The 26,844-nt window shown below is 69.0% G+C and carries 26 protein-coding genes; 8 read left to right on the plus strand and 18 right to left on the minus strand.

From position 1 onward, the window contains the following. Window positions 1–4: 4 nt before the first annotated feature. The 10 genes from ASC61_RS02670 to ASC61_RS02715 form a co-directional block, all read right to left on the minus strand. Window positions 5–1,288 (minus strand): thymidine phosphorylase, encoded by a 1,284-nt coding sequence (locus tag ASC61_RS02670; protein ID WP_056208973.1) that lies wholly within the window; start codon window positions 1,286–1,288, stop codon window positions 5–7. Then, on the minus strand, window positions 1,285–2,475 hold the full coding sequence (locus ASC61_RS02675) for a cytochrome P450 (RefSeq protein ID WP_056208976.1): 1,191 nt from the start codon (window positions 2,473–2,475) through the stop codon (window positions 1,285–1,287). Before ASC61_RS02675 ends, ASC61_RS02670 begins: the two co-directional genes overlap by 4 nt. After that, window positions 2,472–2,891, minus strand: coding sequence for a cytidine deaminase (locus ASC61_RS02680; protein WP_056208979.1), 420 nt, complete (start codon window positions 2,889–2,891; stop codon window positions 2,472–2,474). Before ASC61_RS02680 ends, ASC61_RS02675 begins: the two co-directional genes overlap by 4 nt. Continuing rightward, complete coding sequence (locus ASC61_RS02685; protein ID WP_056208981.1) at window positions 2,891–4,144, minus strand: ABC transporter permease; 1,254 nt, start codon at window positions 4,142–4,144, stop codon at window positions 2,891–2,893. Before ASC61_RS02685 ends, ASC61_RS02680 begins: the two co-directional genes overlap by 1 nt. Continuing rightward, a complete protein-coding gene (locus ASC61_RS02690; protein ID WP_056208984.1) occupies window positions 4,141–5,229 on the minus strand; it encodes an ABC transporter permease in 1,089 nt (362 codons plus the stop codon). Before ASC61_RS02690 ends, ASC61_RS02685 begins: the two co-directional genes overlap by 4 nt. Next, window positions 5,226–6,737: an ABC transporter ATP-binding protein gene (locus ASC61_RS02695; RefSeq protein ID WP_056208986.1), complete on the minus strand. Its 1,512-nt coding sequence runs from the start codon at window positions 6,735–6,737 to the stop codon at window positions 5,226–5,228. The genes ASC61_RS02690 and ASC61_RS02695 overlap by 4 nt, the downstream gene beginning before the upstream one ends. A 109-nt stretch (window positions 6,738–6,846) precedes the next feature. After that, window positions 6,847–7,923 (minus strand): BMP family lipoprotein, encoded by a 1,077-nt coding sequence (locus tag ASC61_RS02700; protein ID WP_235503463.1) that lies wholly within the window; start codon window positions 7,921–7,923, stop codon window positions 6,847–6,849. Between the two features lie 138 nt (window positions 7,924–8,061). Then, on the minus strand, window positions 8,062–9,228 hold the full coding sequence (locus ASC61_RS02705) for an amidohydrolase (protein WP_056208991.1): 1,167 nt from the start codon (window positions 9,226–9,228) through the stop codon (window positions 8,062–8,064). Window positions 9,229–9,265: 37 nt separating this feature from the next. Further along, on the minus strand, window positions 9,266–10,606 hold the full coding sequence (locus tag ASC61_RS02710; RefSeq protein ID WP_056208994.1) for an MFS transporter: 1,341 nt from the start codon (window positions 10,604–10,606) through the stop codon (window positions 9,266–9,268). Continuing rightward, entirely contained in the window at window positions 10,603–11,013 is a 411-nt protein-coding gene (locus tag ASC61_RS02715) for a MarR family winged helix-turn-helix transcriptional regulator (protein ID WP_056209004.1), read from the minus strand. The genes ASC61_RS02710 and ASC61_RS02715 overlap by 4 nt, the downstream gene beginning before the upstream one ends. 92 nt (window positions 11,014–11,105) lie before the next feature. Between ASC61_RS02715 and ASC61_RS02720 the strand changes: the two genes are divergently transcribed. The 4 genes from ASC61_RS02720 to ASC61_RS02735 all read left to right on the plus strand — a co-directional run bounded on the left by ASC61_RS02720 (window position 11,106) and on the right by ASC61_RS02735 (window position 14,526). Next, window positions 11,106–12,329 carry a sensor histidine kinase gene (locus ASC61_RS02720; RefSeq protein ID WP_162243635.1) on the plus strand — a complete coding sequence of 408 codons (1,224 nt, stop codon included), beginning with the start codon at window positions 11,106–11,108 and terminating at the stop codon, window positions 12,327–12,329. Further along, window positions 12,326–12,964: a response regulator gene (locus ASC61_RS02725; RefSeq protein ID WP_056215208.1), complete on the plus strand. Its 639-nt coding sequence runs from the start codon at window positions 12,326–12,328 to the stop codon at window positions 12,962–12,964. The genes ASC61_RS02720 and ASC61_RS02725 overlap by 4 nt, the downstream gene beginning before the upstream one ends. A gap of 75 nt (window positions 12,965–13,039) precedes the next feature. After that, entirely contained in the window at window positions 13,040–14,038 is a 999-nt protein-coding gene (locus ASC61_RS02730; RefSeq protein ID WP_056209008.1) for a hypothetical protein, read from the plus strand. Then, on the plus strand, window positions 14,035–14,526 hold the full coding sequence (locus ASC61_RS02735) for a hypothetical protein (RefSeq protein ID WP_056209011.1): 492 nt from the start codon (window positions 14,035–14,037) through the stop codon (window positions 14,524–14,526). The genes ASC61_RS02730 and ASC61_RS02735 overlap by 4 nt, the downstream gene beginning before the upstream one ends. Window positions 14,527–14,593: 67 nt before the next feature. Here ASC61_RS02735 and ASC61_RS02740 read toward each other — a convergent pair whose 3' ends face one another. The 6 genes from ASC61_RS02740 to ASC61_RS02765 form a co-directional block, all read right to left on the minus strand. Further along, window positions 14,594–15,340 (minus strand): succinate dehydrogenase/fumarate reductase iron-sulfur subunit, encoded by a 747-nt coding sequence (locus tag ASC61_RS02740; RefSeq protein WP_056209014.1) that lies wholly within the window; start codon window positions 15,338–15,340, stop codon window positions 14,594–14,596. Then, window positions 15,337–17,286, minus strand: a complete 1,950-nt coding sequence (locus ASC61_RS02745) for a fumarate reductase/succinate dehydrogenase flavoprotein subunit (RefSeq protein ID WP_056209018.1) — start codon at window positions 17,284–17,286, stop codon at window positions 15,337–15,339. Before ASC61_RS02745 ends, ASC61_RS02740 begins: the two co-directional genes overlap by 4 nt. A 1-nt stretch (window position 17,287) precedes the next feature. Continuing rightward, a complete protein-coding gene (locus tag ASC61_RS02750; RefSeq protein WP_082530413.1) occupies window positions 17,288–18,010 on the minus strand; it encodes a succinate dehydrogenase cytochrome b subunit in 723 nt (240 codons plus the stop codon). Between the two features lie 103 nt (window positions 18,011–18,113). Further along, entirely contained in the window at window positions 18,114–18,875 is a 762-nt protein-coding gene (locus ASC61_RS02755; protein WP_056209023.1) for a succinate dehydrogenase/fumarate reductase iron-sulfur subunit, read from the minus strand. After that, the gene (locus tag ASC61_RS02760) at window positions 18,876–20,768 is read right to left on the minus strand and encodes a fumarate reductase/succinate dehydrogenase flavoprotein subunit (protein WP_056209026.1); all 1,893 of its coding nucleotides are present in this window, start codon (window positions 20,766–20,768) and stop codon (window positions 18,876–18,878) included. Between the two features lie 12 nt (window positions 20,769–20,780). After that, window positions 20,781–21,599 (minus strand): hypothetical protein, encoded by an 819-nt coding sequence (locus tag ASC61_RS02765; protein ID WP_056215211.1) that lies wholly within the window; start codon window positions 21,597–21,599, stop codon window positions 20,781–20,783. Window positions 21,600–21,680: 81 nt separating this feature from the next. Between ASC61_RS02765 and ASC61_RS02770 the strand changes: the two genes are divergently transcribed. Together ASC61_RS02770 and ASC61_RS02775 are read left to right on the plus strand one after the other, a co-directional pair. After that, window positions 21,681–22,586 (plus strand): LysR family transcriptional regulator, encoded by a 906-nt coding sequence (locus ASC61_RS02770; protein WP_056209029.1) that lies wholly within the window; start codon window positions 21,681–21,683, stop codon window positions 22,584–22,586. A gap of 32 nt (window positions 22,587–22,618) precedes the next feature. After that, a complete protein-coding gene (locus ASC61_RS02775; protein ID WP_056209032.1) occupies window positions 22,619–23,284 on the plus strand; it encodes a hypothetical protein in 666 nt (221 codons plus the stop codon). 6 nt (window positions 23,285–23,290) lie between these two features. Here the strand turns inward: ASC61_RS02775 and ASC61_RS02780 are convergent, their stop codons facing one another. Both ASC61_RS02780 and trpS read right to left on the minus strand, forming a co-directional pair. Beyond that, window positions 23,291–23,821 carry a 2'-5' RNA ligase family protein gene (locus tag ASC61_RS02780; RefSeq protein ID WP_056209034.1) on the minus strand — a complete coding sequence of 177 codons (531 nt, stop codon included), beginning with the start codon at window positions 23,819–23,821 and terminating at the stop codon, window positions 23,291–23,293. Continuing rightward, on the minus strand, window positions 23,818–24,840 hold the full coding sequence (gene trpS, locus ASC61_RS02785) for a tryptophan--tRNA ligase (RefSeq protein WP_056209038.1): 1,023 nt from the start codon (window positions 24,838–24,840) through the stop codon (window positions 23,818–23,820). Before trpS ends, ASC61_RS02780 begins: the two co-directional genes overlap by 4 nt. Window positions 24,841–24,875: 35 nt before the next feature. Between trpS and galK the strand changes: the two genes are divergently transcribed. Then, window positions 24,876–25,973 carry a galactokinase gene (galK, locus tag ASC61_RS02790; RefSeq protein ID WP_082530414.1) on the plus strand — a complete coding sequence of 366 codons (1,098 nt, stop codon included), beginning with the start codon at window positions 24,876–24,878 and terminating at the stop codon, window positions 25,971–25,973. Between the two features lie 22 nt (window positions 25,974–25,995). Beyond that, window positions 25,996–26,844, plus strand: coding sequence for a prephenate dehydratase (locus ASC61_RS02795; protein ID WP_056209044.1), 849 nt, complete (start codon window positions 25,996–25,998; stop codon window positions 26,842–26,844).

Here is a 26,844-nt window from a genome sequence, read left to right on the forward strand (position 1 = left end):
CAACCTAACGAATCCGGTCGATGACGACCGAGGACGAGTCGACGCGACCCGCCCCGATGTCGTACCCGCCGTCGAGGGCGGCAACCGCGCGCTCGAACCGTTCGGGGGTGTCGGTCTGCAGCGTCAGGAGCGGCTGGCCGGCGGTGACCTGGTCGCCGGGCTTGGCATGCATCACGACGCCCGCTGCCGCCTGCACCTGCTCGCCTGGGCGGGATCGGCCCGCGCCGAGCCGCCACGCCGCCACACCGACGCTGAGGGCGTCCAGACGGGTCAGCGTGCCCGAAGCCGGGGCGGTGATCACGTGCGTCTCCTTGGGACTGGGCAGCGGAGCATCGGGATCGCCGCCCTGGGCCGAGATCATCCGCTTCCACACGTCCATCGCCCCGCCTGAGGCGAGCACGTCCGCAGGGTCCACGTGGTCCTTGCCTGCGGCGGCGAGCATCTCGCGCGCCAGCTCGACAGTCAGCTCGACGACGTCGGCCGGGCCACCGCCCGCGAGCACCTCGACGGACTCGGCGACCTCGCAGGCATTGCCCGCGGTGAGGCCCAGCGGGGTCGACATGTCGGTGAGGAGCGCGACCGTCGTGACGCCCGCGTCATTGCCGAGGCTGACCATCGTCTCAGCGAGCTCCCGCGCCATGGGCTCAGACTTCATGAAGGCGCCCGAGCCGACCTTGACGTCGAGCACCAGCGCACCCGTGCCCTCGGCGATCTTCTTGCTCATGATCGAGCTGGCGATCAACGGGATCGCCTCGACCGTGCCGGTGACATCCCGCAGGGCGTAGAGCTTCTTGTCGGCCGGCGCGAGGCCCGGGCCCGCGGCGCAGATCACCGCGCCGACGTCCTCGAGCTGCGCCATCATCTCGTCGTTCGTGAGGGCCGCGCGCCACCCCGGGATCGCCTCGAGCTTGTCGAGCGTGCCGCCGGTGTGGCCCAGCCCTCGGCCTGAGAGCTGCGGCACCGCGATGCCGCAGGCCGCCACCAGTGGCGCGAGAGGGAGGGTGATCTTGTCGCCGACGCCGCCGGTCGAGTGCTTGTCGGCGGTGCGCCACGACAGCGACGAGAAGTCCATGCGCTCACCGCTCGCGATCATCGCGCCGGTCCAGCGGCTGATCTCGCGGCGGTTCATGCCGTTGAGCAGGATCGCCATCGCGAGCGCCGACATCTGCTCGTCGGCGACGACGCCGCGGGTGTAGGCGTCGACGACCCAGTCGATCTGCGCGTCGTCGAGCTCGTGCTTGTCACGCTTGGCCGCGATGACCTCGACAGCGTCAAAGGGTTCGGTCATGCGTGTCCTCCTAGGACCTCGATGCGCTCGAAGCCGCGCAGCACCCACGTCGGGCGGCGCGGCGCCTCTCCCGCCAACGCGAGGTGGGGGAAGCGGTCGAGCAGTGTCTTCAGGCTGATCTGCAGCTCGAGCCGCGCGAGCGGCGCTCCGAGGCAGAAGTGCAGGCCCATGCCGAAGCCGACATGGGGGTTGGGGTCGCGGCCGACGTCGAACGTGTCCGCGTCGTCGAAGGCATCGGCGTCACGGTTGGCCGAGCCCATCAGGCAGGCGATCTTCTGCCCGGCCTTGATCGTCTCGCCGCACACCTTGACGTTCCTGGTGGCCGTACGCTCGAACAGCTGCAGGGGCGCGTCGTAGCGGATGAGCTCCTCGAGCGCCACCTCCACAGGCACCTCCCCCGAGGTCACCCGCGCCAGCTGCTCCGGATGGCTCAGCAGCGCGTGGATGCCGTTGCCGAACACGTTGACCGACGCCTCGTGGCCGGCGTTGAGCAGCAGCACGACCGACGCGACGAGCTCGTCGTCGCTGAGCTTGGCTCCTCGGCCGCGCTCGGTGATCAGGTCGCTGATCAGGTCCTCGCCGAGGTTGGTCCGCCGCTCCGCGACGACAGCGCGTACGTAGTCGGAGAACGCCGTGCTCGCCTCGATGGCCTTGGCCCTGGTCGTGGCACTGACGTTGGGCTCGTACATGTGGACGATGGCCTGCGACCAGGCCCGCAGACGTACGTGGTCCTCGCGCGGCACGCCCAGGAGGTCGGCAATGACGTAGACGGGCATGGGCTCTGCGTAGTCCCCGAGCACGTCGAAGCGGTCGCCGAGCTCCTCGACCATGGATGCGGCGAGCTCCTCGATCCTGGGTCGCATGCGCTCCACGTGGCCCCGGCCGAAAGCTCCGGCCACGAGTCGCCGCAGGCGCGTGTGCTCGGGCGGCTCGTTCTCCATCATCTGGTTGCGGTGGAGCGCGTTGAACGGCTCCATCTGCGCTGCGGGCTCCCAGTCGGTCCAGAGCCGGCCGAACGCCCGGTTGCGCAGGACCTGGCTGACCGCCTCGTGGGTCGTCGCGAGCCACACCCCCATCGGCTCGTGCCACAGCACCGGCCCCGTGGCTCGCAGCGCTGCGAGGACCGGGTAGGGATCGTGCAGGAAGTCGGGGTTGCCGGGGTCGAGCTGGACCGCGTAACGGGTCAACGCTGATCCAGGTCGTCGGCCCCGAAGGCGTCGGGAAGCACCTCGGTCATGGTCTTGACCCCGCTCGGCGTCATGAGCTGCATGTCCGGTCCGCCGTTCTCCCACAGGAGCTGGCGGCAGCGCCCGCACGGCATCAGCGGAGCCCCCTTGGCGTCGACGCAGGCCACCGCGATCAGCCGTCCGCCACCGGTCGCGTGGAGAGCCGAGACCATGCCGCACTCCGCGCACAGCGCGACGCCGTAGGCGGCGTTCTCGACGTTGCAGCCCAGCACGACCCGCCCGTCGTCGACGAGTCCCGCGACGCCGACCTTGAAGTTGGAGTAGGGCGCGTAGGCCCGGCCCATCACCTCGGTCGCGTACTTCGCGAGTGAGTCCCAGTCGATCGGGTCGTCCGGACCCGAGATCCCCAGTGCCATCAACCCGCACTGCCCTTGCGGTAGGGCCGGCCGTCGGCCGCGGGCATGCGTAGGCGTTGCGTGCCGAGCGCCAGGACGAACAACGTCGTGACGTACGGCGTCATGCTCGTGAAGTCGCGCGGGACGCTGTCGGTCGAGAGGAACCACACGAGCAGAGCCGCACCTGGCACCGCCATGGCCACGGCACCGGCGATCTGCCTGCGGACGACTCGGAGCACCGTGATCGCGATCAGCGCCACGGCGACGAGCAGCAGCAGCGAGTGCACCGCGTGCGTGTCGCGCAGCCGCAGCGAGTCGGTGTAGCCGAACGTGAGCGCACCGGCCAGGAGTCCGCCGGGTCGCCAGTTGCCGAAGATCATCGCGGCCAGGCCGATGTAGCCGCGGCCGTTGGTCTGGTTGGTGCTGAAGCCGCTCGAGGCCACGAGGGCGAGGAACCCGCCGCCGATGCCGGCCATGGCACCCGAGATCAGGACCGCCACGTACTTGTAGAGGTAGACGTTGACGCCGAGGGTCTCGGCCGCCTGCGGGTTCTCACCGCACGAACGCAGCCGCAAGCCGAACGACGTCTTCCACAGGATCCATCCCGATGCCACGACGAGCGCGAAGATCACGAGGCTCAGCAGCGAGATCTTGGTCGTCAGCGCGGCCACGAACGACGCGACGTCGGAGATGAAGAACCAGTGCTTGTCGGCCAGGTCGGCCGCCGAGCCCGAGATGCCGGGGATCCGGTCGATCGTCGTGGGGGTCGGCAGGCCGATCAGCTGGCGCGGCCCGCCTCCCTCGAGATCCGTGAACGTCGCCTCGGCGAGATAGGTCGTCGCCCCGACTCCGATCAGGTTGATCGCGACACCCGAGACGATGTGGTCGACCCCGAACGTCACCGTCGCGATCGCGTGGAGCAGGCCACCGATCATGCCGAGCAGGGCGGCACCGAGGATGCCGACCCACGGGCTGCCCGAGTGGTAGGTGAAGAACGCCGCGCCCCAGGTGCCGAGCACCATCTGGCCCTCGAGGCCGATGTTGACGACGCCGGCGCGCTCCGCCCAGAGCCCGCCGAGACCCGCCATGAGGATGGGACAGGTGGCGATGATCGCGGCGCGGATCGTGCCGACCGACGTCAGGTCGTTGGTGTCGGTCACGATGCGGACCAGGGACACGACCGCGACCGCGCCCAGGGCGATGAACAGCCAGTTGGCGCGAGCGGCGTTGCGGACGCGGGTGACGGGACCTGGCGTCGTGGTGGTCGTCGTCATGCCGTCGCCTCCGTAGCAGTGCCGAGCTCTTGTGACACGACCCGTTGCTCGAGCCGGGCGCGCCATCGGCGCACCACCTCGTAGGCCACGACGACTGCGAGGACCGCGACACCCTGCGTGATCTGCACGATGCTGGGCGAGACGTCCGTGGCGAACGTCAGGTCATTGGACTTGACCGAGAGGTAGGCGAACAGCAGGGCGCCGAACAGCATGCCGATCGGCCGGTTGCGGCCCAGCAGCGCGACCGCGATGCCGAGGAAGCCCAGGCCCGCCTGGAACGTCGTGCCGAGGCCGAAGTTGGTGGCCTTGCCGAACAGCGCCGGCATCCAGATGAGTCCCGCAACGCCACCCGAGAGCGCCATCGCCGTGATGATCATGCGGTGCGGGTTGACACCGGAGGCCTTGGCCACCGTCTCGGACTGGCCGCTGGCGCGCAGGTCGAAGCCGAAACGGGTCTTGTTGAGCAGGACCCAGAAGCCGACTCCGGCGAGGATCGCGATGATCACGAGCGTCCAGATCTCGCCGTCGCGGTTCTCGAACGGTGTCCAGCCGCTGACCAGGTCGATCCGCGTCGTGTGCACCGTGTTGCCCTCGTGCACGCCGTACTTGTTGAGCAGGTAGCCGACCAGCGTGATCGCGATCGAGTTGAGCATGATCGTGGAGATGACCTCGCTGACGCCGCGGGTCGTCTTGAGGATGCCCGCGATGGCCGACCACGCTGCGCCGACCGCGATCGCGATCAGCAGCGACACGAAGACGTTGGCGAAGCCGCTGAGGTAGGCGCCGCCGGCGAAGGCAGCGGCGGCGTACGAGGCCAGGGTGTACTGGCCCTCGAGGCCGATGTTGAACAGCCCCATGCGGAAGCCGATCGCCGCCGCCACCGCTGCGGTGTAGATCATCGCCGTCTGGTTGATGATGTCGACGCGTGAACGGGGCTTGGGGAAGTCGAACATCGTCGACCAGAAGTCTCCGGGCGAGCTGCCCACGGCGGCGATGACGAGGGTCGTGACCAGGACGCTGGCGACGATCGCGATGGCGGGGCCGAGCAGGGCCAGGCCGATCGCGCGTGGGTTGAAGGACTTCATGCTGCCTCACCGCCGGTCATCGCGGCACCGAGGTCCTGCGGCGTGACGCTCGCGGGATCGAAGGTGCCGACCAGCCGGCCACGCAGGATCACCTGGATCGTGTCTGACAGGCCGATCAGCTCGTCGAGGTCTGCCGAGATCAGCAGCACGGCCAGGCCGGCACGGCGTGCCCGCTTGATGTGGTCCCAGATCGCGGCCTGGGCGCCGACGTCGACGCCGCGGGTCGGGTGCGAGGCGATCAGCAGCACCGGGTCGCCGCTCATCTCGCGGCCGACGATGAGCTTCTGCTGGTTGCCGCCGGACAGCGCCCGCGCAGGGGTGTCGATGCCGGGCGCGCGTACGTCGTACTCGGTGACGATGCGCTGGGTGTCCTTGCGAGCCCCCGACCGGTTGATCCACGGTCCCTTGGCGTTGGGCGCCTGGGTCTGGTGGCCCAGGATGCGGTTCTCCCAGAGCGGCGCGTCGAGAAGGAGGCCGTGGCGGTGACGGTCCTCGGGGATGTAGCCGATGCCGGCCTCACGGAGCTTGCGGGTGTGCCAGTGCGTGACGTCCTCGGTGCCGAGGTGGATCCTGCCGGCTCCCGGGATGCGCATGCCCATGATGGTCTCGACGAGCTCGGCCTGGCCGTTGCCCTCGACCCCGGCGATCCCGAGGATCTCGCCACGGCGGATCGACAGCGAGACATCGGTGAGCAGGTTGCGGCCGAACTCGTCGGCCAGCGTCACGTCGGCGAGGGTGAGCTGCACCGTGTCCGTCACGGTCGACTCCTCGGTCTCGGGCGACGGCAGCTCGGAGCCGACCATCAGCTCGGCGAGCTCGCGCTTGGTCGTCGTGCGGGGATCGGCGGTGCCGACCGTCGTGCCGCGGCGCATGACCGTGATGTCGTCGGCGATGTCGAGCACCTCGTCGAGCTTGTGCGAGATGAACAGGACCGCGTTGCCGGCGTTGCGCAGCTCGCGCAGGTTGGCGAACAACGCGTCGACCTCCTGCGGCACAAGGACCGCGGTCGGCTCGTCCAGGATGATGATGCGGGCACCGCGATAGAGGACCTTGGCGATCTCGAGGCGCTGCCGGTCGGCGACGCCGAGCTTCTCGACCAGGACGTCGGGCTGGAGCCCGAAGCCGAAGGCGTCGGAGATGCGCCGGATCTCGGCCCGGGCGCGGTCGCCGATGCCGTGCAGCTTCTCGGCGCCGAGCACCATGTTCTCGAGCACCGTGAGGTTGTCGGCGAGCATGAAGTGCTGGAAGACCATGCCGACACCGTTGGCGATCGCGTCGGTGGGAGTGCGGAGGGCGACCTCGCGACCGTTGATCGAGATCGTGCCGTCGTCGGGCTTCTGCACGCCGTAGAGGATCTTCATGAGCGTCGACTTGCCGGCGCCGTTCTCCCCGATCAGTGCGTGGACCGTGCCGGCCCTGATCGTCAGGTCGACATCGTGGTTGGCGATCACGCCGGGAAACCGCTTGCCGATCCCGCGCAGCTCTACGGCCACACTCTCCTGGGTCACTGGTGCTCCTTGCTCACGTCTCGGAAGGACTCTACGGCACGCAAAAGGGTCGAACCTGGGCCAGACGCGGTTTGCGTCCGGCCCAGGTTCTGGGTCGTGCGGGTGCTGCTTACGGCTTCGTCGGGACCTTGATCTCGCCGCTGACGATCTTGGCCTTGTAGCCGTCGATGTCGGACTTGATGTCGTCGATGAAACCACCGGACGTCGCGTAGCCGACGCCGTCGTTCTTCAGGTCGTACGTCGTGTAGCTCGTCGCCGGCTTGCCGTCGTTGACCGTCTTGATGAAGTCGTACGTCGCGACGTCGACGCGCTTGAGCGCCGAGGTCAGGATGTGCGCCTTCTGGGCGGTCGTCGCCGTCAGGTACTGGTCGGAGTCGACGCCGATGGCCCACTTGCCATCGCCGGCCTCGACCGCGGCGTCGAAGACACCGGAGCCCGAAGCGCCCGAGGCGTGGTAGACGACGTCGGCACCCTTGTCGAACTCACCCGTCGCAGCAGCCTTGCCGCCGGCCGGGTCGCCGAAGCCCTTGAGGTCCGACTCCTGGATGTAGGCGACGTCGACCTTGATGTCGGGCTTGGCGGCCTTGGCACCAGCAACGTAGCCGGCCTCGAAGCCCTTGATGAGGTCGTTGTGCACGCCGCCGACGAAGCCGATCGTGCCGGTCTTCGTCTTCTCGGCAGCCGCGACACCGACGAGGTAGGAGCCCTCGTTGGCCGCGAACGTCAGGTAGGCGACGTTGTCGTTGGGCTTGGTGTCGGGGTCGAAACCGTCGACGATCGCGAAGTTGACCTTCGGGTAGTCGGGGGCCACCGCGTTGACGGAGTCGCTGTAGGCGAAGCCGACGCCGACGATCGCCGTGGCGCCGCTGTCTGCCATGTTGCGCAGGCGGTCCTCACGGGCAGACTCGGGCTCGCCGTCGCTGGCCTCGCCCTCGACGCACGAACCGTCGAACTCTTCGACGGCCTTCTTGAGACCGACATATGCCGAGTCGTTGAACGACTGGTCGCCACGTCCGCCGACGTCGTAGGCGAGACCGATCTTGGGTCCATCGCCCTTCGCGGTCTTGCAGACATCCTTGCTGGCGGCGGGCTTGTCGCTGCCGCCGTCACTGCCGCCACTGTCGCTGCTTCCACAGCCCGCGAGAGCGAGCGCGGCAACGGCTGCGACGGCGGAAAGCTTGGTCAATCGACGCAAAATTCCTCCTCGGTAGAGCCGGGGAGCCCGGCACGTCCTCAGACCCTAGTTGTCCCGCAGGCCATGCGGGAGCCTGTCGAGGACATTCAGCCCAGTCGTAACCGATTTGTCATACGCGAGCGGGGAGGCTCAGGACACTGCGGCACACGCGAGGACCTTGGCACCGATCGCGATCGCGCGCTCGTCGACCCTCAGGTTGCCCTGGTGCAGGTCGTACGTCGGACCGTCGGGCGTACGCGTGCCCAGCCGGCCCATCGCGCCGGGCACCGCCTCGACGTACCAGGCGAAGTCCTCGCCGCCGAGGCTCTGCGCGGTCGACGCGACACCGCTCGGGCCGATGGCCTGCGTGACCGCGCGGCGCATGATCTCGGTGGCGCCGAAGTCGTTGACGACCGGCGGGACGCCACGGGTGTAGGTCACGTCGGCGCTGACGCCGAACGGCTCGATGATGTCGCTGATGAGGCCCCGGACCAGGTGCTCGGCCTGGTGCCACGCCGCGGCGTCGAGCATGCGGAGCGTGCCGCTCAGCTCGCCGGTCGACGGGATGACGTTGGCGGCGTTGCCGGAGTGGATCTGGCCCCACACCATGCTGGCGCCGGCCCTGGGATCGAAGCGCCGGGACAGCACCGCCGGCAGCTGCGTCAGCAGGCTGCCGAGCGCGTAGGTGAGGTCCTCCGTGAGGTGCGGGCGCGAGGTGTGGCCACCGCGACCGCTGAGCTGCACGTGGATGTGGTCGGACGCCCCGGTGATGGGACCTTCGCGCAGCCCGACGTGACCGACGTCGAGCGAAGGGTCGCAGTGCAGCGCGAAGATGCGCGAGACGCCGCGCAACGCGCCTGCGGCCAGGAGCTTGAGCGCGCCGCCGGGCATGACCTCCTCGGCGGGCTGGAAGATCAGGCGTACGCGGACGGGGAGCTTCTCCTCCGCATCAGCCTGGGCCAGCGCCACAGCAGCACCCAGGAGGGCGGCGACGTGGACGTCGTGGCCGCAGGAGTGCGAGACACCGGGGACGCTCGACTTCCACGGGTCCTGCGACGTGTCGACGACGGGGAGCCCGTCGAGGTCGGCACGCAGCGCGACGATCGGTCCGCCGTCGGGGCCGATCTCGGCCATCAGCCCGGTGCCCTCGAACCGCTCGTAGGTGATGCCGCTCTTGTCCATCCACGTCGCGACCACGTCGGTCGTACGCTCCTCGTGCCACGAGAGCTCGGGGTAGGCGTGCAGCTCACGGCGCACCTCGATGAGGTCAGGCGTGACCACGTCGACGGAGCGCGCGAGGGCGTCGGACAAGGGCATCTGCTCAGGATATCGCTGTTTCACGGGTGCCCCGGCACTACTGCCCGCGCGTGGACGCCTGGGACGTGCTCGACCACGTGGTCCGTCCACCGGGCGCCGTCACCCCGACGGGACGTCGCACGGGCCAGCGCATGTCCCGTGCGAACGTCTCGAGCTCCGGCCGATGGATGTCCTGCCTGTGCAGGTACCACAGCGTTCCGATCGTGATGCCCAGCAGCGACACGGCGCCACCGCCGATCAGCATCCAGCGGGCGCCGAACTCCTCGCCCACCCAGCCGATCAGGGGGGCGCCGAGGGGCGTGCCGCCCATGAAGATCATGAGGTAGAGCGCCGCGACCCGGCCGCGCATCATCGCGCTCGTCGTCATCTGCATCATCGCGTTGGCCGAGGTGATCATCGTGAGGGCGCACAGCCCCAGCAGGGGCAGGATCGCGGCGAACGAGGTGTAGCCGGGCATCAGCCCCGAGACGATCTCGACGACCGAGAACGCGGCGCCGGCAAGCACGACGAACGCCAGACGGGGGCGCGAGCGCCGCGCCGCGAGGAGCGATCCGATCAACGAGCCGACCGCCATGATCGACGCAAGGATGCCGTACTCCCCCGCGCCCTTGTGGAACACCTCGGTCGCCATCAGGGCGCTCGTCATCTGGAAGTTCATGCCGAACGTGCCCACGAAGAAGACACAGGTCAGGATCAGGATGAGATCGGGGCGTGATCGTACGTATCGCACGCCGTCGCGGACGGCACCCTTGCGCGTGCCGGTGACCGGCGACGGCCGCAGGCGGCTGCCGTCGAGGAGCTGGAGCGAGATGAGGACCGCGACGTAGCTGATCGCGTTGGCCAGGATGACCCAGCCGGTCGCCCGCACCCCCGAGCCGAGCGCGGCGATCAGGACACCGGCGACGGCCGGGCCGATCATGCGAGCGGAGTTGAACGACGCGGAGTTGAGGCCGACCGCGTTGGCGAGGTCCTCCTTGCCGACGATCTCGACGACGAACGACTGTCGCGCCGGCGCGTCGAACGCCGTGCCGATGCCGAACACGAAGGCCAGGACGTACACGTGCCACGCCTGGACCACGCCGGCGATCGCGAGGCCACCGAGGACCGCCGCAGGTACGGCCATGGCGGTCTGGGTGAACCGCAGGACCGTGCGCTTGGGGATCCGGTCGGCGACGACGCCGGCGATCGGTGAGAAGAGCAGGACGGGCAACAGCTGGAGGCCCGTCGTGATGCCGAGCGCGGTGCCGCTGTGGGTCAGCTGCAGGATCAGCCAGTCCTGGGCGACGCGCTGCATCCACGTGCCGATGTTGGACACGAGGGCGCCCATCGCATAGATGCGGTAGTTGCGGATCGACAGCGCCCGGAACGTGGGGCTCAAGAGGCGGCCAACCGTTCCAGCAGTGCGGTCGCCTCCCTCAAGGTCCTGCGCTCGGCCGTGGTGAGCTCGGCGAGCCGCTGCGCGAGCCACTCGTCGCGGCGTACGCGTTCCTCGGCGAGCACCGCGTCGCCCTTGTCGGACACCGAGATGAGCACCTGGCGGCCGTCGTCGGGGTGCGGCTCGCGGATCGCGAGGCCCTCGTCGACGAGGCACGTGAGCGTACGGGTGATGGAGGGCGGCTGGACCCTCTCGAAAGCGGCGATCGCGCTCGGCGTGGACGGCCCGAGCTTGAGGATCGAGCCGAGCACCGAGAGCTGCGTCGGCGTCAGGTCGGTCTGGCGCTCCTGGCGGAGGCGACGGTTGAGACGGGCCACCGACCGAGCGAGCTGGTGGGAGTCAGTGGGCATATCGTTAGCATACCTCATTACCTATGCTAATCAAGTTCGATATCCCTCGCTCAGGGGATCTCCTGAGGGCCACCTCGTGGCAACATCGAAGCGTGAATCCGGCTCGTCTCGCCCTGCGACCCTTGGGGCCCACGACGTGGCGTCGCTGGGTCTACCTCGTCCTCGGCGGCGCCGTCTTCACCCCCTATCTCGTCGTCGGGGTCTATCCCTCGCTGCTCGCCTGGGGCGACGGCACCGGTGCCATCGCAGCCGCGGCCGCGGGCGGTCTGCTCATGATGGCCGGGGTCATCGCGTTGACCGCGATGCTCGAGGCAGTGCGGCAGCTCGAGGTCGTCGCGGCAAAGCAGCTGCTCCGCGGCCCGTTGGTCGCCGAGCTGATCCCGGCGTCCGTCAGCGGTGCCGACCGTGTGCGTGCCGGTGCGTTCTTCGCGCTGCACCTCGTGTGCGGCGGACTCGTCGGCGTCGGGACGATCATCGTGCTGCCCAGCGGCGTGACGTTCCTGCTCGGTGCGACCGGACTCGTGAACCTGAGCGGCGACAGCCCGTGGCAGGGCCAGCCGTGGCCGGCCATGGGACTCCTGGGGATCGGCTGCCTCGCCGTGTTCGCCTACGGCACCGCCAGCCTGGGCGCGCTGATGTCGTGGGCGGCCCCGCGACTTCTCGGGCGGTCGTCGACGGCACGACTGGCTGAGATGGAACGGGTCACCGGTGAGCTGTCGGAGCGCAACCGGCTCGCTCGCGACCTGCACGACTCGGTCGGCCACGCCCTCAGCGTCGTCGCCGTGCAGGCGGGGGCAGCGCGCAAGCTGATCGATGCCGACCCGGAGTTCGCCCGGGAGTCGCTCGCTGCCGTCGAGGCGGCGGCGAGCCAGGCATTGGCCGACCTCGACGGCGCGCTGGCGACACTGCGCGACGAGGGGCCGCCAGGTCACCGCCGGACGCTCACCGACATCGACTCGTTGGTCAGCCAGAGCGCTGCGGCCGGCCTGGTGATCGACACCGAGCTCGCCGGCCCGATCGCCTCGTTGCCCGAACCGTTGTCGAGCGATGCGTTCATGGTCGTGCAAGAAGCGCTCGGCAACGCCTTGCGGCATGCCGGTCCGGTCCCGGTGTCGCTGCGCATCACTGTCGAGGGCGGCGTCGTACGCCTGCACGTCTCGAACCCCGTGCCCCCGGTGCCCGCGGCTCCCCGGCCCTCAGGCGGCCGGGGCCTCCGCTGGATGGCCGAGCGTGCCCGGTCCCACGGCGGCGCGATCGAGGCGCGAGAGGTCGGCGGCCTGTGGACCGTCGACGCGACGATGCGGGCGAGCGCATGACGACGGTCATGGTCGTCGACGACGAGCCACTGATCCGGCGCGGCCTGCGCGCGGTCGTCGACGCCGAGCCCGACCTCGAGGTCATCGGCGAGGCCGTCGACGGCACCGAGGTCGTGCCGCTCGCCCGCCGGCACCGGCCCGACGTCGTGCTGATGGACGTACGCATGCCGCGCATCGACGGCATCCGGGCCACCGAGCTGCTGCTCGCGGCATTCGACCAGCCGCCGCACGTCCTCGTCGTCACGACGTTCGAGAACGACGAGTACGTCTATGACGCCCTGCGGGCCGGTGCGAGCGGTTTCCTGCTCAAGCGCGCTGGACCCGAGCAGGTGGTCGAGGCGATCCGCATCGTCGCGCGCGGCGAGTCGCTGCTGTTCCCCGCCGCGATCCGGTCGATGGCCCGCACCCATGTCGGCACGCCGCGAGCCCGACGGTGGTCGCTGACCGAGCGCGAGGAGGAGGTGCTGCGCCTCGTCGCCCAAGGGGCGAGCAACTCCGAGATCGCCGAGACCCTGTTCGTGACGGTCGAAACCGTCAAGACCCACGTCAGCAACGTGCTGGCCAAGCTGGGGGTCCGCGACCGGCTCCAGGCGGTCATCGAGGCGTACGAAACAGGGTTCATCGCGACCCGCTGAGTCTCCCCCGGACGCGCCAGCGACCTCCCCCGCACGAGCGATGGCGGATGCGTCGCGTTCCACGACGGTGGAGCCATGTCACCCACCGAGCAGCACAACATCCTGGCCCGCACCGCACTGCTGTGGGCGCTGACCTATGGCGCCGTGCGTACGTACTGGCAGCTCGACGGCGCGCCCTCGCACCTCTCGGCGATCGGCAGCGACCTCGTCGTCTTCACCGGCTGGTGGGGCGTCATGCTCTGCGGCGCGGCCGCACTGCTGGCGGCGATGATGCTGCGCCCGGGCCGTCGCGCCGCAGTGCCAGTGCTGGCCGGCGCGACGGTCGTCGCCCTGGCGCTGACCGCCGCGGCCGTCATGCTGGTGCTCGACCTGATCGGCAACGTGTTCCCCGGCATGGGGATAGATCGCTACCCGGTGGGCGCGGCCAGCCGTGTCGCCTGCGTGACCAGTGGCGTCCTGCTGGGCCTCGCCGCTCGCTCGTTCCGGCAGCAGGCCGGCATCGCGATCCCCGCGGTGGACCGCCTGAAGACGCTGCTGACCCCTCTGGACCGCACGCCCTGCTGGGCATACGTCGCGGCGTACGTGTCGATGGGCGGCTGCCTGACGCGGGTCGCCGCGCAGGCGGTCGTGGGGTTCGACGATTCGCCCCTGTCGGGCATCGCGTTCGAGGGCTGCTTTGTGCTCGCCGGAACGCTGCTGCCGCTTGCGCTCGTGCACTCCTGGGGGATGGTGTGGCCGCGCTGGGTCGTGGGCCTCGCCGGGCGCCGCGTACCTCGCCGACTCGTGCTCTGGTCGGGCGCGGGCGTCTCCGTCATGATCGTCTTCTACTTCGGCGTCATGCTCGGCCAGATGGTCGCCGAGCGTCTCCATGGCCGCAACCCTTTCCCGCCGGATGCCCGGATGGACCTGCCCGAGGCGTTCTTCTGGGTCGCCGTCCCGGCATACGTCGTGTGGGGTGCCGCGCTGGCCGTCGCCACGCTCTCCTATCACCGGCGGACCCGCTCCCACGAGGGATCCGGTTCCCTCGCTGGAGGGATGGGTGGGGCGCCGCGGCCGAGCAGGCTGGACGCATGACAGCTCTCGACACCCGGCCCGTTGAGGCCTCAGCGCAGATCCGCCGGGTCGCCCACCTCGTCCCGCTCCTCACCCTGCCGTCGGGCCTCTGGCGCATCGCGCTCGTGGTCGGGCTGCCGCTGACCACCGCCGAGGTCGGTGGGTTCTGGATGCGCGTCTACATCGTGTCGCTGTCAGTCGTGTCCGAGGGCGCGGCACTGCTGACCCTCGGGCTCGTGCAGCCATGGGGTGAGGTCGCGCCGCGATGGATCCCGTTGATCGGCGGGCGACGCGTACGACCCCTGGCGGCGTTCGTCCCGGCCATCACCGGCGCCACGTTCCTCACGGCGCTCTGGACCTGGGTGTTCTGGGGCATGGCGCGCACCGAGTTCTACGACTACTTCAACGGGCCGCAGGCGGTCATCGTGACGGTCGCCTACCTGCCGCTGCTGCTCTGGGGCCCCCTGCTGGGGGTGGTGGCCATCGCCTACCTGCGCCGCCGCCGCTAGCCAGGTTTCGAAGCGTTGCGCAGGTTCCCGGCGTGGAGAACCTGCGCAACGCTTCAGAAGGTGGCGATCAGGCCTTGCCGTGCGCCAGGGCGCCGAGCAGGTCGCGGTTGAGCTGCGCGATCGTGTCGAGCGGGATGCCCTTGGGGCACGCCGACGTGCACTCGCCGATGTTGGTGCAGCTGCCGAAGCCCTCGTGGTCGTGCTGCTCCACCATGCCGATGACCCGCGACTCGCGCTCGGGCTGACCCTGGGGCAGCAGACCGAGGTGGGTGATCTTGGCCGACGTGAACAGCATCGCCGAGCCGTTGGGGCACGCCGCGACGCATGCGCCACAGCCGATGCAGGTCGCCGCGTCGAACGCGTGGTCGGCATCGTCCTTGGGGACCGGCACCGCGTGGGCGTCGGGGGCCGAACCGGTCGGCGCACTGATGTAGCCGCCGGCCTGGATGATGCGGTCGAACGCCGAACGGTCGACGACGAGGTCCTTGACGACCGGGAACGCGCCCGCGCGCCACGGCTCGACGTCGATGACGGCGCCGTCCTCGAAGCTGCGCATGTGCAGCTGGCACGTCGTGGTGACCTCGGGGCCGTGCGCGATGCCGTTGATCACGACGCCGCACATGCCGCAGATGCCCTCACGGCAGTCGTGGTCGAACGCGATCGGGTCGTCGCCGGCCAGCGTGAGCTGCTCGTTGAGGACGTCGAGCATCTCGAGGAACGACATGTGCTCGCTGACGTTCTCGACGCCGTAGGTGACCATCCGGCCCTTGTCGTCGGCGTTCTTCTGACGCCACACCCTGACGGTGATGTTCACTTGTAGCTCCTGGACTTCATCTCGACGTACTCGTACTCCAGCGGTTCCTTGCGCAGCGTGGGCTGCTCCTCGCCGAACTCCCACGCCGAGACGTACGCGAACTCGTCGTCGTGGCGCAGCGCCTCGCCGTCCTCGGTCTGGCTCTCGGCGCGGAAGTGGCCGCCGCACGACTCGCGACGGTTGAGCGCGTCGATGCACATGAGCTCGCCGAGCTCGAAGAAGTCGGCGACGCGGCCGGCCCGCTCGAGGGTCTGGTTGAGCTCCTCGTTGACGCCGGTCACCTTGACGTTGGACCAGAAGTCGGCCTTGAGGTCGCGGATCATGCTGATGGCCTTGATCAGGCCCTCCTCGGTGCGCTCCATGCCGCAGTAGTCCCACATGATCTGGCCCAGCTCCTTGTGGAACGAGTCCACCGTGCGGGTGCCGTTGATCGACAGGAACTTCTCGATCCGCTCCTCGACCGCCGTGCGAGCCGCGACGACCTCGGGGTGCGAGTCGTCGATCTTCTCGTACGGGCCGTCGGCCAGGTAGTTGGCGATCGTGTAGGGCAGGACGAAGTAGCCGTCGGCCAGTCCCTGCATCAGCGCGGAGGCGCCGAGGCGGTTGGCGCCGTGCTCGGAGAAGTTGGCCTCACCGGCGACGAACAGCCCCTCGAGGTTGCTCTGCAGGTCGTAGTCGACCCAGAGGCCGCCCATCGTGTAGTGCACCGCGGGATAGATGCGCATCGGCTGCTCGTACGGGTTCTCGCCCGTGATCTGCGCATACATGTCGAAGAGGTTGCCGTACTTGGCCTCCACCTCGTGGCGGCCGAGACGCGCGATGGCGTCGGCGAAGTCGAGGTAGACGCCGAGCCCGCCGGGGCCGACGCCCTTGCCGGCGTCGCACTGGTACTTGGCGGCGCGCGAGGCGATGTCGCGGGGCACCAGGTTGCCGAACGCCGGGTAGATGCGCTCGAGGTAGTAGTCGCGCTCGTCCTCGGGGATGTCGCTGGGGGCCCGGTCGTCGCCGGCCTTCTTGGGCACCCAGATGCGGCCGTCGTTGCGGAGCGACTCCGACATCAGGGTCAGCTTGGACTGGTAGTCGCCGCTGACCGGGATGCAGGTCGGGTGGATCTGCGTGTAGCACGGATTGGCGAAGAACGCGCCCTTGCGGTGCGCGCGCCACGTCGCCGTGACGTTGCAGCCCATCGCGTTGGTCGACAGGAAGAACACGTTGCCGTAGCCACCCGTCGCCAGCACCACGGCGTCGGCGGTGTGGGTCTCGATCTCGCCGCTGACCATGTCGCGGACGATGATGCCGCGGGCCTTGCCGTCGATCATGATGAGCTCGAGCATCTCGTGCCGGGTGTTCATCTCGACGGTGCCGGCGGCGATCTGGCGCTCGAGGGCCTGGTAGGCGCCGATCAGGAGCTGCTGGCCGGTCTGGCCGCGGGCGTAGAACGTACGGGACACCTGCACGCCACCGAACGAGCGGTTGTCGAGCAGTCCGCCGTACTCACGGGCGAACGGGACGCCCTGCGCGACGCACTGGTCGATGATGTTCACCGACACCTGGGCGAGGCGGTAGACGTTGGACTCGCGGGCGCGGAAGTCGCCGCCCTTGACCGTGTCGTAGAACAGGCGGTAGATGCTGTCGCCGTCGTTGCGGTAGTTCTTGGCGGCGTTGATGCCGCCCTGCGCCGCGATCGAGTGCGCGCGGCGGGGGCTGTCCTGGTAGCAGAAGCTCTTGACGTGGTAGCCGGCCTCGCCGAGGGTCGCGGCGGCGGAGGCGCCCGCGAGGCCCGTGCCGACGACGATGACGCTGAGCTTGCGGCGGTTGGCCGGGTTGACGAGCTTGGTGCTGAACTTGCGCTCGTCCCAGCGCCGCTCGATCGGGCCCGCAGGCGCCTTGGTGTCGTGGATGTCCTCGCCGACGGCGTGGAACTGTTCGGAGACGTTCGTGGTCATGTCAGCCTCCCAAGCCGAAGAAGTAGATGGCGAACGGCGGCGCGAGGAAGCCGATCGTGATGAGCGCGGCAATGGCGATCGCCGCTGAGTTCCAGAACGAGTCGCGGCGCTTGGCGCTGTAGTTCTGGCCCAGGGTCGTCAGCGCGCTCCAGAAGCCGTGCCACAGGTGGAAGCCGACGGCGATCATCGCGACGGTGTAGGCCAGCAGGACCCAGAAGCTCTGAAAGCTGTTGTGCAGCTTGCCGTAGGGCGTGTCCGCGGCGCCGCCGGGATGGATGTCGTTGGTCGTCAGGTTGAGGATGTGGAAGACGATGAACAGCGCGATCGTCACGCCGCCCCAGCGCATCGTGAACGACGCATAGCTCCGCTGGATGCCGGTCTTGTTCTGCTTGGTCTGGTAGCGCTTGGCGCCGACGTAGCCGGCCGCCTTCTTGTTGCGCCGCCACAGGTTGATCGCGGTGTAGGCATGGATGAGGACCGCGGCCAGCAGCACGACGCGGATGATCCACAGCAGGCCTTCGCGCGGCAGGATCGGCGTCAGCATCGTGCGCAGGTGGTGCGCGTACTCGTTGAACGAGTCCGGCCCCGCGAACGCCTTGAGGTTGCCGTACATGTGCGCCAGCAGGTAGGCCACCATGATGAGGCCCGACACCGCCATCGCGTATTTCTGCGCGACGGTGGACCTACGGGCCGACGGTCGCTTGCTCAGTTGGGTAGTCGCCACAACTCGCCAGCCTAGGACCGGTTGCGTACTTCCGCAAAGGCATAGTGAGGGAAGGGTTCATAGCCATCGGCTATGAACCTGCGATTCGCGATGCCCTCCAGGGTCAACCCTTCGCAGCGCGCTTCTTGCGCCGGATCAACGGGTCGAACTTGAGGTCGACGACGCGCTCCTTGAGCGGGATCAGCGCGTTGTCGGTGATCTTGATGTGCTCGGGGCAGACCTCGGTGCAGCACTTGGTGATGTTGCAGTAGCCGAGGCCGTGCTCGTCCTGGGCCGCCTCCTTGCGGTTGAGGCCCTGCTCGGCCGCGGCGTCGAGCGGGTGCATGTCGAGCTCGGCGACCCGCATGAGGAAGCGTGGCCCGGCGAACGCCGGCTTGTTCTCCTCGTGGTCGCGCAGCACGTGGCACGTGTCCTGGCAGAGGAAGCACTCGATGCACTTGCGGAACTCCTGTGACCGCTCGACGTCGACCTGCTGCATGCGGTAGTCGCCGGGCGCCACGCCCTCGGGCGGCACGAACGCCCGCACCTCGCGCGCCTTCTCGTAGTTGAACGACACGTCGGTCACGAGGTCGCGGATGACCGGGAACGTACGCATGGGGGTGACGACGATCGGCTCACCCGGTGGCAGGGTCGACATGCGCGTCATGCAGAGCAGCCGCGGCCGGCCGTTGATCTCGGCGCTGCACGAGCCGCACTTGCCGGCCTTGCAGTTCCAGCGGACCGCCAGGTCCGGGGCCTGGGTCGCCTGGATGCGGTGGATGATGTCGAGGACGACCTCGCCCTCGTTGACCTCGACGTCGTAGTCGACGAAGTCGCCGGTCTCGTCATCGCCGCGCCATACGCGGAAGTGCTCCTGGTTGCCCATCTAGATCCTTCCGCCCAGCTCTGCCGTGGTGAAGTACTTGCCGAGCTCGTCGCTCTCGAACAGGTCGAGCAGGTCGCTCCTGACCGGGATCTGCTCCTGGCGCTCGACGTCGATCGTGCCGTCGTCGTTGAGCGTGCAGACCAGCAGGACGTGCCGCCATTCGGCGTCCATCGTCGGGTAGTCGTCGCGCGTGTGCCCGCCGCGACTCTCGGTTCGCAGGATCGCCGCCTTGGCCACGCACTCGCTGACCAGCAGCATGTTGCGCAGGTCGAGCGCGAGGTGCCAGCCGGGGTTGAACTGGCGGTGGCCCTCGACCACGACCTGCTCGCCGCGCGCCTTGAGGCCTTCGAGCTTGTCGAGCGCCTCCTGGATCTCCTCCTCCTTGCGGATGATGCCGACCAGGTCGTTCATGGTCTGCTGGAGCTCCTGGTGCAGCGTGTAGGGGTTCTCGGAGCCCTCCTGGCCCCCGTCACCGAACGCCGCGACAGAGCGACGCGCGGCGACCTGGACGTCGTCGTCGCTGATCGCGGGGCGCTGGTCGCCGAGGGAGTCGATGTAGGCCGCAGCACCCGCGCCGGCCCTGCGGCCGAACACCAGCAGGTCGGAGAGCGAGTTGCCGCCGAGGCGGTTGGAGCCGTGCATGCCGCCCGAGCACTCCCCCGCCGCGAACAGCCCGTCGACCGAGGCGGCACCCGTGTCGGGATCGACCTCGACGCCGCCCATGACGTAGTGGCACGTCGGGCCGACCTCCATCGGCTCCTTGGTGATGTCGACGTCAGCCAGCTCCTTGAACTGGTGGTGCATCGACGGCAGCTTCTTGATGATGACCTCGGCCTTGAGCCGGCTCGACACGTCGAGGTAGACGCCGCCGTGCGGCGTGCCACGGCCGGCCTTGACCTCGGAGTTGATCGCCCGGGCGACCTCGTCGCGGGGCAGCAGCTCGGGAGGACGCCGGTTGTTGTCCGCGTCGGTGTACCAGCGGTCGGCCTCTTCCTCGGTCGTCGCGTACTGCGCCTTGAACACGTCCGGGATGTAGTCGAACATGAAGCGCTTGCCCTCGGAGTTGGTCAGCACGCCACCGTCACCGCGTACGGACTCGGTGACGAGGATGCCCTTGACCGACGGCGGCCAGACCATGCCCGTGGGGTGGAACTGGATGAACTCCATGTTGATCAGCGACGCACCGGCCCGCAGCGCGAGCGCGTGGCCGTCGCCGGTGTACTCCCACGAGTTGCTGGTGACCTTGAACGACTTGCCGATGCCACCGGTCGCCAGGATGATCGCGGGCGCCTCGAAGACGAGGTGGCGACCGGACTCGCGCCAGTAGGCCAGGGCACCGGAGATCCGGTCGCCGTCCTTGGTCAGGTCGGTGACGGTGCACTCCGCGAAGACCTTGATGCGGGCCTCGTAGTCACCCGTCGCGGCGAAGTCCTCCTGCTGCAGCGACACGATCTTCTGCTGGAGCGTACGGATGAGCTCGAGGCCCGTGCGGTCGCCGACGTGTGCGAGCCGTGGATAGGTGTGGCCGCCGAAGTTGCGCTGACTGATCTTGCCGTCGGGCGTACGGTCGAACACCGCGCCGTAGGTCTCGAGCTCCCAGACCCGGTCGGGCGCCTCCTTGGCGTGCAGCTCGGCCATGCGCCAGTTGTTGAGGAACTTGCCGCCCCGCATGGTGTCACCGAAGTGCACCATCCAGTTGTCCTTGTCGTTGACGTTGCCCATCGACGCCGCACAGCCACCCTCGGCCATCACGGTGTGGGCCTTGCCGAACAACGACTTGCTGATGATCGCGGTCTTCTTGCCCTGCTCGCGCGCCTCGATCGCCGCCCTCAGGCCGGCGCCGCCGGCTCCGATGACGATGACGTCATACGACAGTCGCTCGATCTCCGTCATTCACGATCCTTGTCAGTTGATGATGCGGGGGTCGGAGAACCAACCGGCCGAGACGGCCATGATGTAGAAGTCGGTCAGCGCCAACGTGCCGAGCGTGATCCACGCGAGCTGCATGTGCTTGCCGTTGAGCCGGGTGACCCAGCCCCAGAGCTTGTAGCGCACGGGGTGCTGGGAGAAGTGGTTGAGCCGGCCGCCGATGATGCTGCGGCACGAGTGGCACGACGCGGTGTAGGCCCACAGGGCGACGACGTTGACGAGCAGCACGAGGTTGCCCAGCCCGATGCCGAACTCACCGTCACCGGTCTCGAACGCCTTGATCGCGTCGTAGGTGTTGATCAGCGAGATCAGGACCGCGGCGTAGAAGAAGTAGCGGTGCAGGTTCTGGCCGATCAGCGGGAAGCGGGTCTCGCCGGTGTACTTCGCGTGGGGCTCGGCGACCGCGCAGGCCGGCGGCGAGAACCAGAACGCCCGGTAATAGGCCTTGCGGTAGTAGTAGCAGGTCATGCGGAACAGCAGCAGGAACGGCAGGGTCAGTGCGGCGTAGGGCAGCCACCAGACGTCGGGCAGGAACGTGCCGAAGTGCGAGGACTCGGGGACGCAACCGTTGGAGATGCAGGGCGAGTAGAACGGCGTGAGGTAGTTGTAGTCGCCGACGAAGTAGTCCTTCTGCATGAACACGCGCACCGTGGCGTACGTGATCCAGGCGATCAGCCCGACCGCGGTCGTCAGCGGTGGGATCCACCAGCGGTCGGTGCGCAGGGTGCGGGCGGCGATCGCAGCCCGGCCGGCGCCGGCTTCCGGAGACGAAGTGCTGGTTCGCAGTGTGGCCACCGTCACACAGTAAGGGTGGCCCACCCATCCGCCAAGTCATTGTGAGGTCGCCTTTCATAGCCGTCGACTATCGTGACTGGCGTGCAGATCCAGCAGCTCGCCTACTTCGTCGCCGTCGCCCGGACCCGTCACTTCACCCGCGCTGCCGAGCTGACCGGGGTCTCCCAGCCCAGCCTGTCCAAGCAGATCCGCGTGCTCGAGAACTCGCTCGGCACGCCGCTGTTCGTCCGCAACCGCGGCGCGATCGAGCTGACCAGCGCCGGCGAGGCCCTGCTGCCCCACGCGCAACGCATCCTGATCGACAGCGAGAGCGCCGAGCGCACCGTGCGCGAGGTCGCGACGCTGCGCCGTGGCCGCGTACGCATGGGCGCGACGCCGTCGCTGTGCGAAGGCCTGCTGCCGGAGGCGCTCAAGGAGTTCCACGCGTCGTACCCGGACATCGAGCTCGAGGTGCAGGAGGCCGGCTCGCGCGTGCTGACCCGCGAGCTCGCGGACGGCCGGCTCGACGTCGCGCTGCTGATCGTCCCGCTGCACAACGCCGACCCCGACATCGAGACGACGCCGATCCTCCGTGAGCGGCTCGTCCTCGCCAGCCCGGCCGACGCCGACCTCCCCGACCGCCTGGAGATCCGGGACCTCGAGGACCTGCCGCTGGTGATGTTCCGCGAGGGCTACGACCTGCGCGAGGTGACGCTCGGCGCCTGTGCCGATGCGGGTTTCGAGCCGAAGCTGTCGGTCGAGGGCGGCGAGATGAGCGCCGTGCTGCGGTTCGTCCAGGCCGGGCTCGGGCATGCCGTGGTGCCGAGCATGGTGCTGACGACCCGACCGCACCTCAAGGCGACGCAGCTCGACAGCCCCTCGCTCGAGCGCGTCATCGCCCTCGCCCACCGCAGCACCGAGGCGCTGCCTCTGGCGGCGCGCGCCTTCAAGTCCGAGCTGCTCAAGCACCTCAAGACCGTCGTCTCGGAGGACTTGGGAATCGTCTGACGGGAGCTGCCCTCCGGGTCTACGCTCCCGGGATGCGCATCCGCCAGCTCGTCTGCATCGGCACGCTGGTCATCCTGTCCGCGTGTGGTGGTGGCGGCAGCGACGGCGGGTCGGACCAGCCCGCTCCGTCAGCACCGCTGTCCGAGGCCCAGGCGCAGAAGGCGCTGCTCACGATCGGCGACTTCGAGTCGGACTGGAAGGCCGAGCCCGTCGACGACTCGGATGCCGGCATCACGATCACCCAGGGCGACCCGTCGTGCTCGGTGCTGGCGAAGGGGCCGGACGACAAGGCCCCGACCGAGGTCGAGTCGTCGTTCACGCGTGCCGACCAAGCCTCGATGAGCGACACCATCGAGTCGTACGACGACAGCTCGCAGGCGAAGACGCAGTGGCGTGCCCGCCTCAAGGCCGTCTCCGCCTGTCACGCGTTCACCCTCGGAGGCTCCGGCACTCCGAGCGTCGAGGTCCAGGTCGAGCCGACCGACGTCAGTGACCTCGGCGACGAAGCCGCCGCGTTCCGGGCGACCGGGACCGTCCAGGGCGTCACGATGAACCTCGACCTGATGACCGTCAGGATCGGCCGCAACGTCGTCGCGATCACGACCTTGGCGTTCAACGACCGGCCACCGCGGGACAAGCTCGAGCAGAAGGTGCAGACGGTGCTCGACCGGCTCGACGCGCTGGACGACGCGAGCTGACAGCGGCTAGGAGGGTCCGAGCGCGAACGTGTGCTGCGGGACCCAGCCGGCGACGTCGTCGTGGTGGTAGAGCGCGAACTCGTCGACCGAGAACTGGCACTCGAACGAGCCGAGCTCGTCGTAGGCCCGATCGAGGGTCGCGTCGTCGAGGTTGTGCGCGATCGTGACGTGCGGGTGGAACGGGAACTCCGGCTCCGGTGCGTCGAGCGCCCGGCGCACGGCCTTGGCCAGCATCTCGGTGTAGGAGATGCCCTGGCTCACGGCGATGAACACGACGGGCGACACCGGCCGGAACGTGCCGGTGCCCCGGAGGCGCATGGGGAACGGCGGCATCGTGGCCGACGCCCGCTCGAGCGCCGCGTAGACGCCGTCGAGCTCCTCGGGTGCGTACTCGACCGGCGGGATCAGGGTGACGTGGCTGGGCACGGTCTCGGCCATCGGGTCGCCGAAGCCGGCGCGCATCGTGCGCAGCTGGCTGCCGTACGGCTCCGGCACCGGGATCGCGATCCCGATGGTCAGGCGGTCCGTGCTCGTCATGCCGGACGCACGAAGCCGGAGCGGTCGTAGACGAGGTCGAGGGTGACCGACGCGACCTCGCGGGCGCGCTCGGCACCTTTGGCGAGGATGCGGTCGAGCTCCCCCCGGTCACTCAGCAGCTCACGGGTGCGCGCGCCGAACGGCTCGACGAAGTCGGCCACGATCTGCGAGAGCGCGACCTTGAAGGCGCCGTACTGCTGGCCCTCGTACTGCGTGACGATCTCGTCGATCGGCTGACCCGTCAGCGCCGAGTAGATCGTCAGCAGGTTGGAGATGCCGGGCTTCTCCTCGACGTCGAAGCGGATGTCGCTGCCCGAGTCGGTCATCGCCGAGCGGATCTTCTTGGCGGCCTTCTTGGGGTCGTCGAGCAGGTCGATCACGCCGTTGGGCGACGACTGCGACTTGCTCATCTTGTTGGTCGGCTCCTGCAGGTCGTAGATCTTGGAGACGCCCTTGACGATGTGCGGCTTGGGGACGGTGAACGTCTCGCCGAAGCGGTGGTTGAACCGCTGGGCGAGGTCACGGGTGAGCTCGACGTGCTGGCGCTGGTCCTCGCCGACCGGGACGCTGTCGGCCTGGTAGATGAGGATGTCGGCGGCCATGAGGATCGGATAGGTGAACAGGCCGACGCTGGCGGACTCGGATCCGCCCTTGACGGTCTTGTCCTTGAACTGCGTCATCCGGCTCGCCTCACCGAATCCCGTGATGCCGCTGAGCACCCACGCGAGCTGCGCGTGCTCGGGCACGTGACTCTGCGCGAACAGGGCGCTGCGCTGCGGATCGACGCCGGCGGCGAGCAGCTGAGCTGCGGCGATGTAGGTGCGTTCGCGCAGCGCGGCCGGGTCGTACTCGATCGTGATCGCGTGCAGGTCGGGGATGAAGTAGAACGCCTCGAAGTCGTCCTGGAGGGCGACCCACTGCTTGAACGCGCCGAAGTAGTTGCCGAGATGGTACGAGTCGGCGGTCGGCTGGGCGCCGGACAGGACTCGGGGGCGACGGTCAGCGGACATGGACGGCATTCTGCCAGCCACCACGTACGTCGTAGGGTCGGGGCGTGACAGACGTGCGCCGGTGGGATGTGCCCGGACGAGTGAACCTGATCGGCGAACACCTCGACTACAACGGCGGTCCCGTGCTGCCGATGGCGATCGACCGTTCGCTGACCATCAAGGTGCGACCCCGCGACGACGAGACGGTCAACCTCTGGTCCGACCTCCCGGGCTCGGCCAAGGTCACGTTCGGCACCGGCGTGCAGCCCGGCGACCTCGACGGCTGGGCCGTCTACGCCGCCGGCATCGTGTGGAGCCTCGTGTCGTCCGGCCATCGCTTCGACGGCGCCGACATCGTCGTCGAGTCACGGATCCCGTCGGGCGCCGGCATGTCGTCGTCGGCCGCCCTGACCTGTGGCATCGCGTCGGCGCTCAACGAGCTGCACGGCTACGGCCTCGACCGCACGGAGCTGGCGCTCCTGGCACAACGCGCCGAGCACGACTTCGTCGGCGCACCCGTCGGGCTCATGGACCAGCTCGCGGTGCTCTACGGCGAGGCCGGACACGCGGTGCTGATGGACACGGCACAGTCGCCGCCGACCACCCAGACCGTCCCGGTCACCTGGGAGGACGACGGTCTGACGCTCCTCGCGATCAACACCCGGGCGCACCACTCCCTGGCCGACGGCGAGTACGCCGCGCGCCGCACCGAGTGCGAGCGGGCCGCCGCCGAGCTCGGCGTCACGTGGCTGGCCGAGGCCACTCTCGACGCCACGATCGCGCTGACCGACGAGACGCTCAAGGCCCGGACCCGGCACGTGCTGACCGAGACCGCGCGCGTACGCGGTGCGGTCAACGCCATCAGCCGGCGCGCCTGGACGCAGCTCGGCACGATCTTCACCGCCTCCCACGCCTCGCTGCGCGACGACTTCCAGGTCAGCTGCCCCGAGCTCGACGTCGCCGTCGAGGCGGCGCTCGAGGCCGAGGCGCTCGGCGCGCGCATGACCGGCGGCGGCTTCGGCGGCAGCGCGATCGCCCTCGTCCCGGTCGACCGCGTGACGGCCGTACGCGAGCGGGTCGCGGCGCGCTACGCGGCGCAGCAGTGGCGCGAGCCCGAGGTCTTCGCCGTACGCCCCGCAGACGGCGCTCACCTGGTGGAGTGACCGGGTCTGGGAGACTGGGGGCGTGAGCACCAAGCAGCGGATCGCGTACCAGGGTGAACCGGGCGCGAACTCCCACATCGTCGCCCGGGAGCACTACCCCGAGTGGGAGGCCGTGGCGTGCGCGTCGTTCGAGGACGCCTTCGCGGCGGTGACCAACGGCGACGCCGATCTCGCGATGATCCCGATCGACAACTCGATCGCGGGCCGGGTGTCCGACATCCACCACTTCCTGCCGACGTCGGGGCTGCACATCGTCGCCGAGCACTTCCTGCGCATCCAGTTCAGCCTGCTGGGGGTGCCCGGGTCGAGCCTCGACACGATCAAGACCGTGCACAGCCACGTGCACGCCCTCGGCCAGTGCCGCAAGATCATCAAGCAGTACGGCCTCACGCCGATCATCTCCGGTGACACCGCCGGCGCGGCGCGGGAGATCGCCGACGCCGCCGACCCGAGCCAGGCCGCCATCTCGCCGCCCCTGGCCGCCGAGATCTACGGCCTCGAGGTGCTGGCCTCCGACGTCGAGGACGAGGACCACAACACGACCCGGTTCGTCGTGCTCTCGCGCGAGGCCAAGCAGGCGCCGCCCGGCAACGGCCCGACCGTCACGAGCTTCATCTTCAACGTGCGCAACCTGCCCGCCGCGCTCTACAAGGCGCTTGGCGGGTTCGCGACCAACGGTGTCAACATGACCAAGCTCGAGAGCTACATGGTCGGCGGCGAGTTCACCGCGACGCAGTTCCTCGCCGAGGTCGACGGACACCCCGAGGACACCCATCTGCGGCGGGCGCTCGAGGAGCTCGAGTTCTTCACGACCGACGTCAAGATCCTCGGGGTCTATCCGGCCGACCCGTTCCGCTCGCTCAACCCATGA

It is taken from the genome of Aeromicrobium sp. Root344 (assembly GCF_001425755.1).
In the GTDB taxonomy this organism is placed as follows: Bacteria; Actinomycetota; Actinomycetes; order Propionibacteriales; family Nocardioidaceae; genus Aeromicrobium.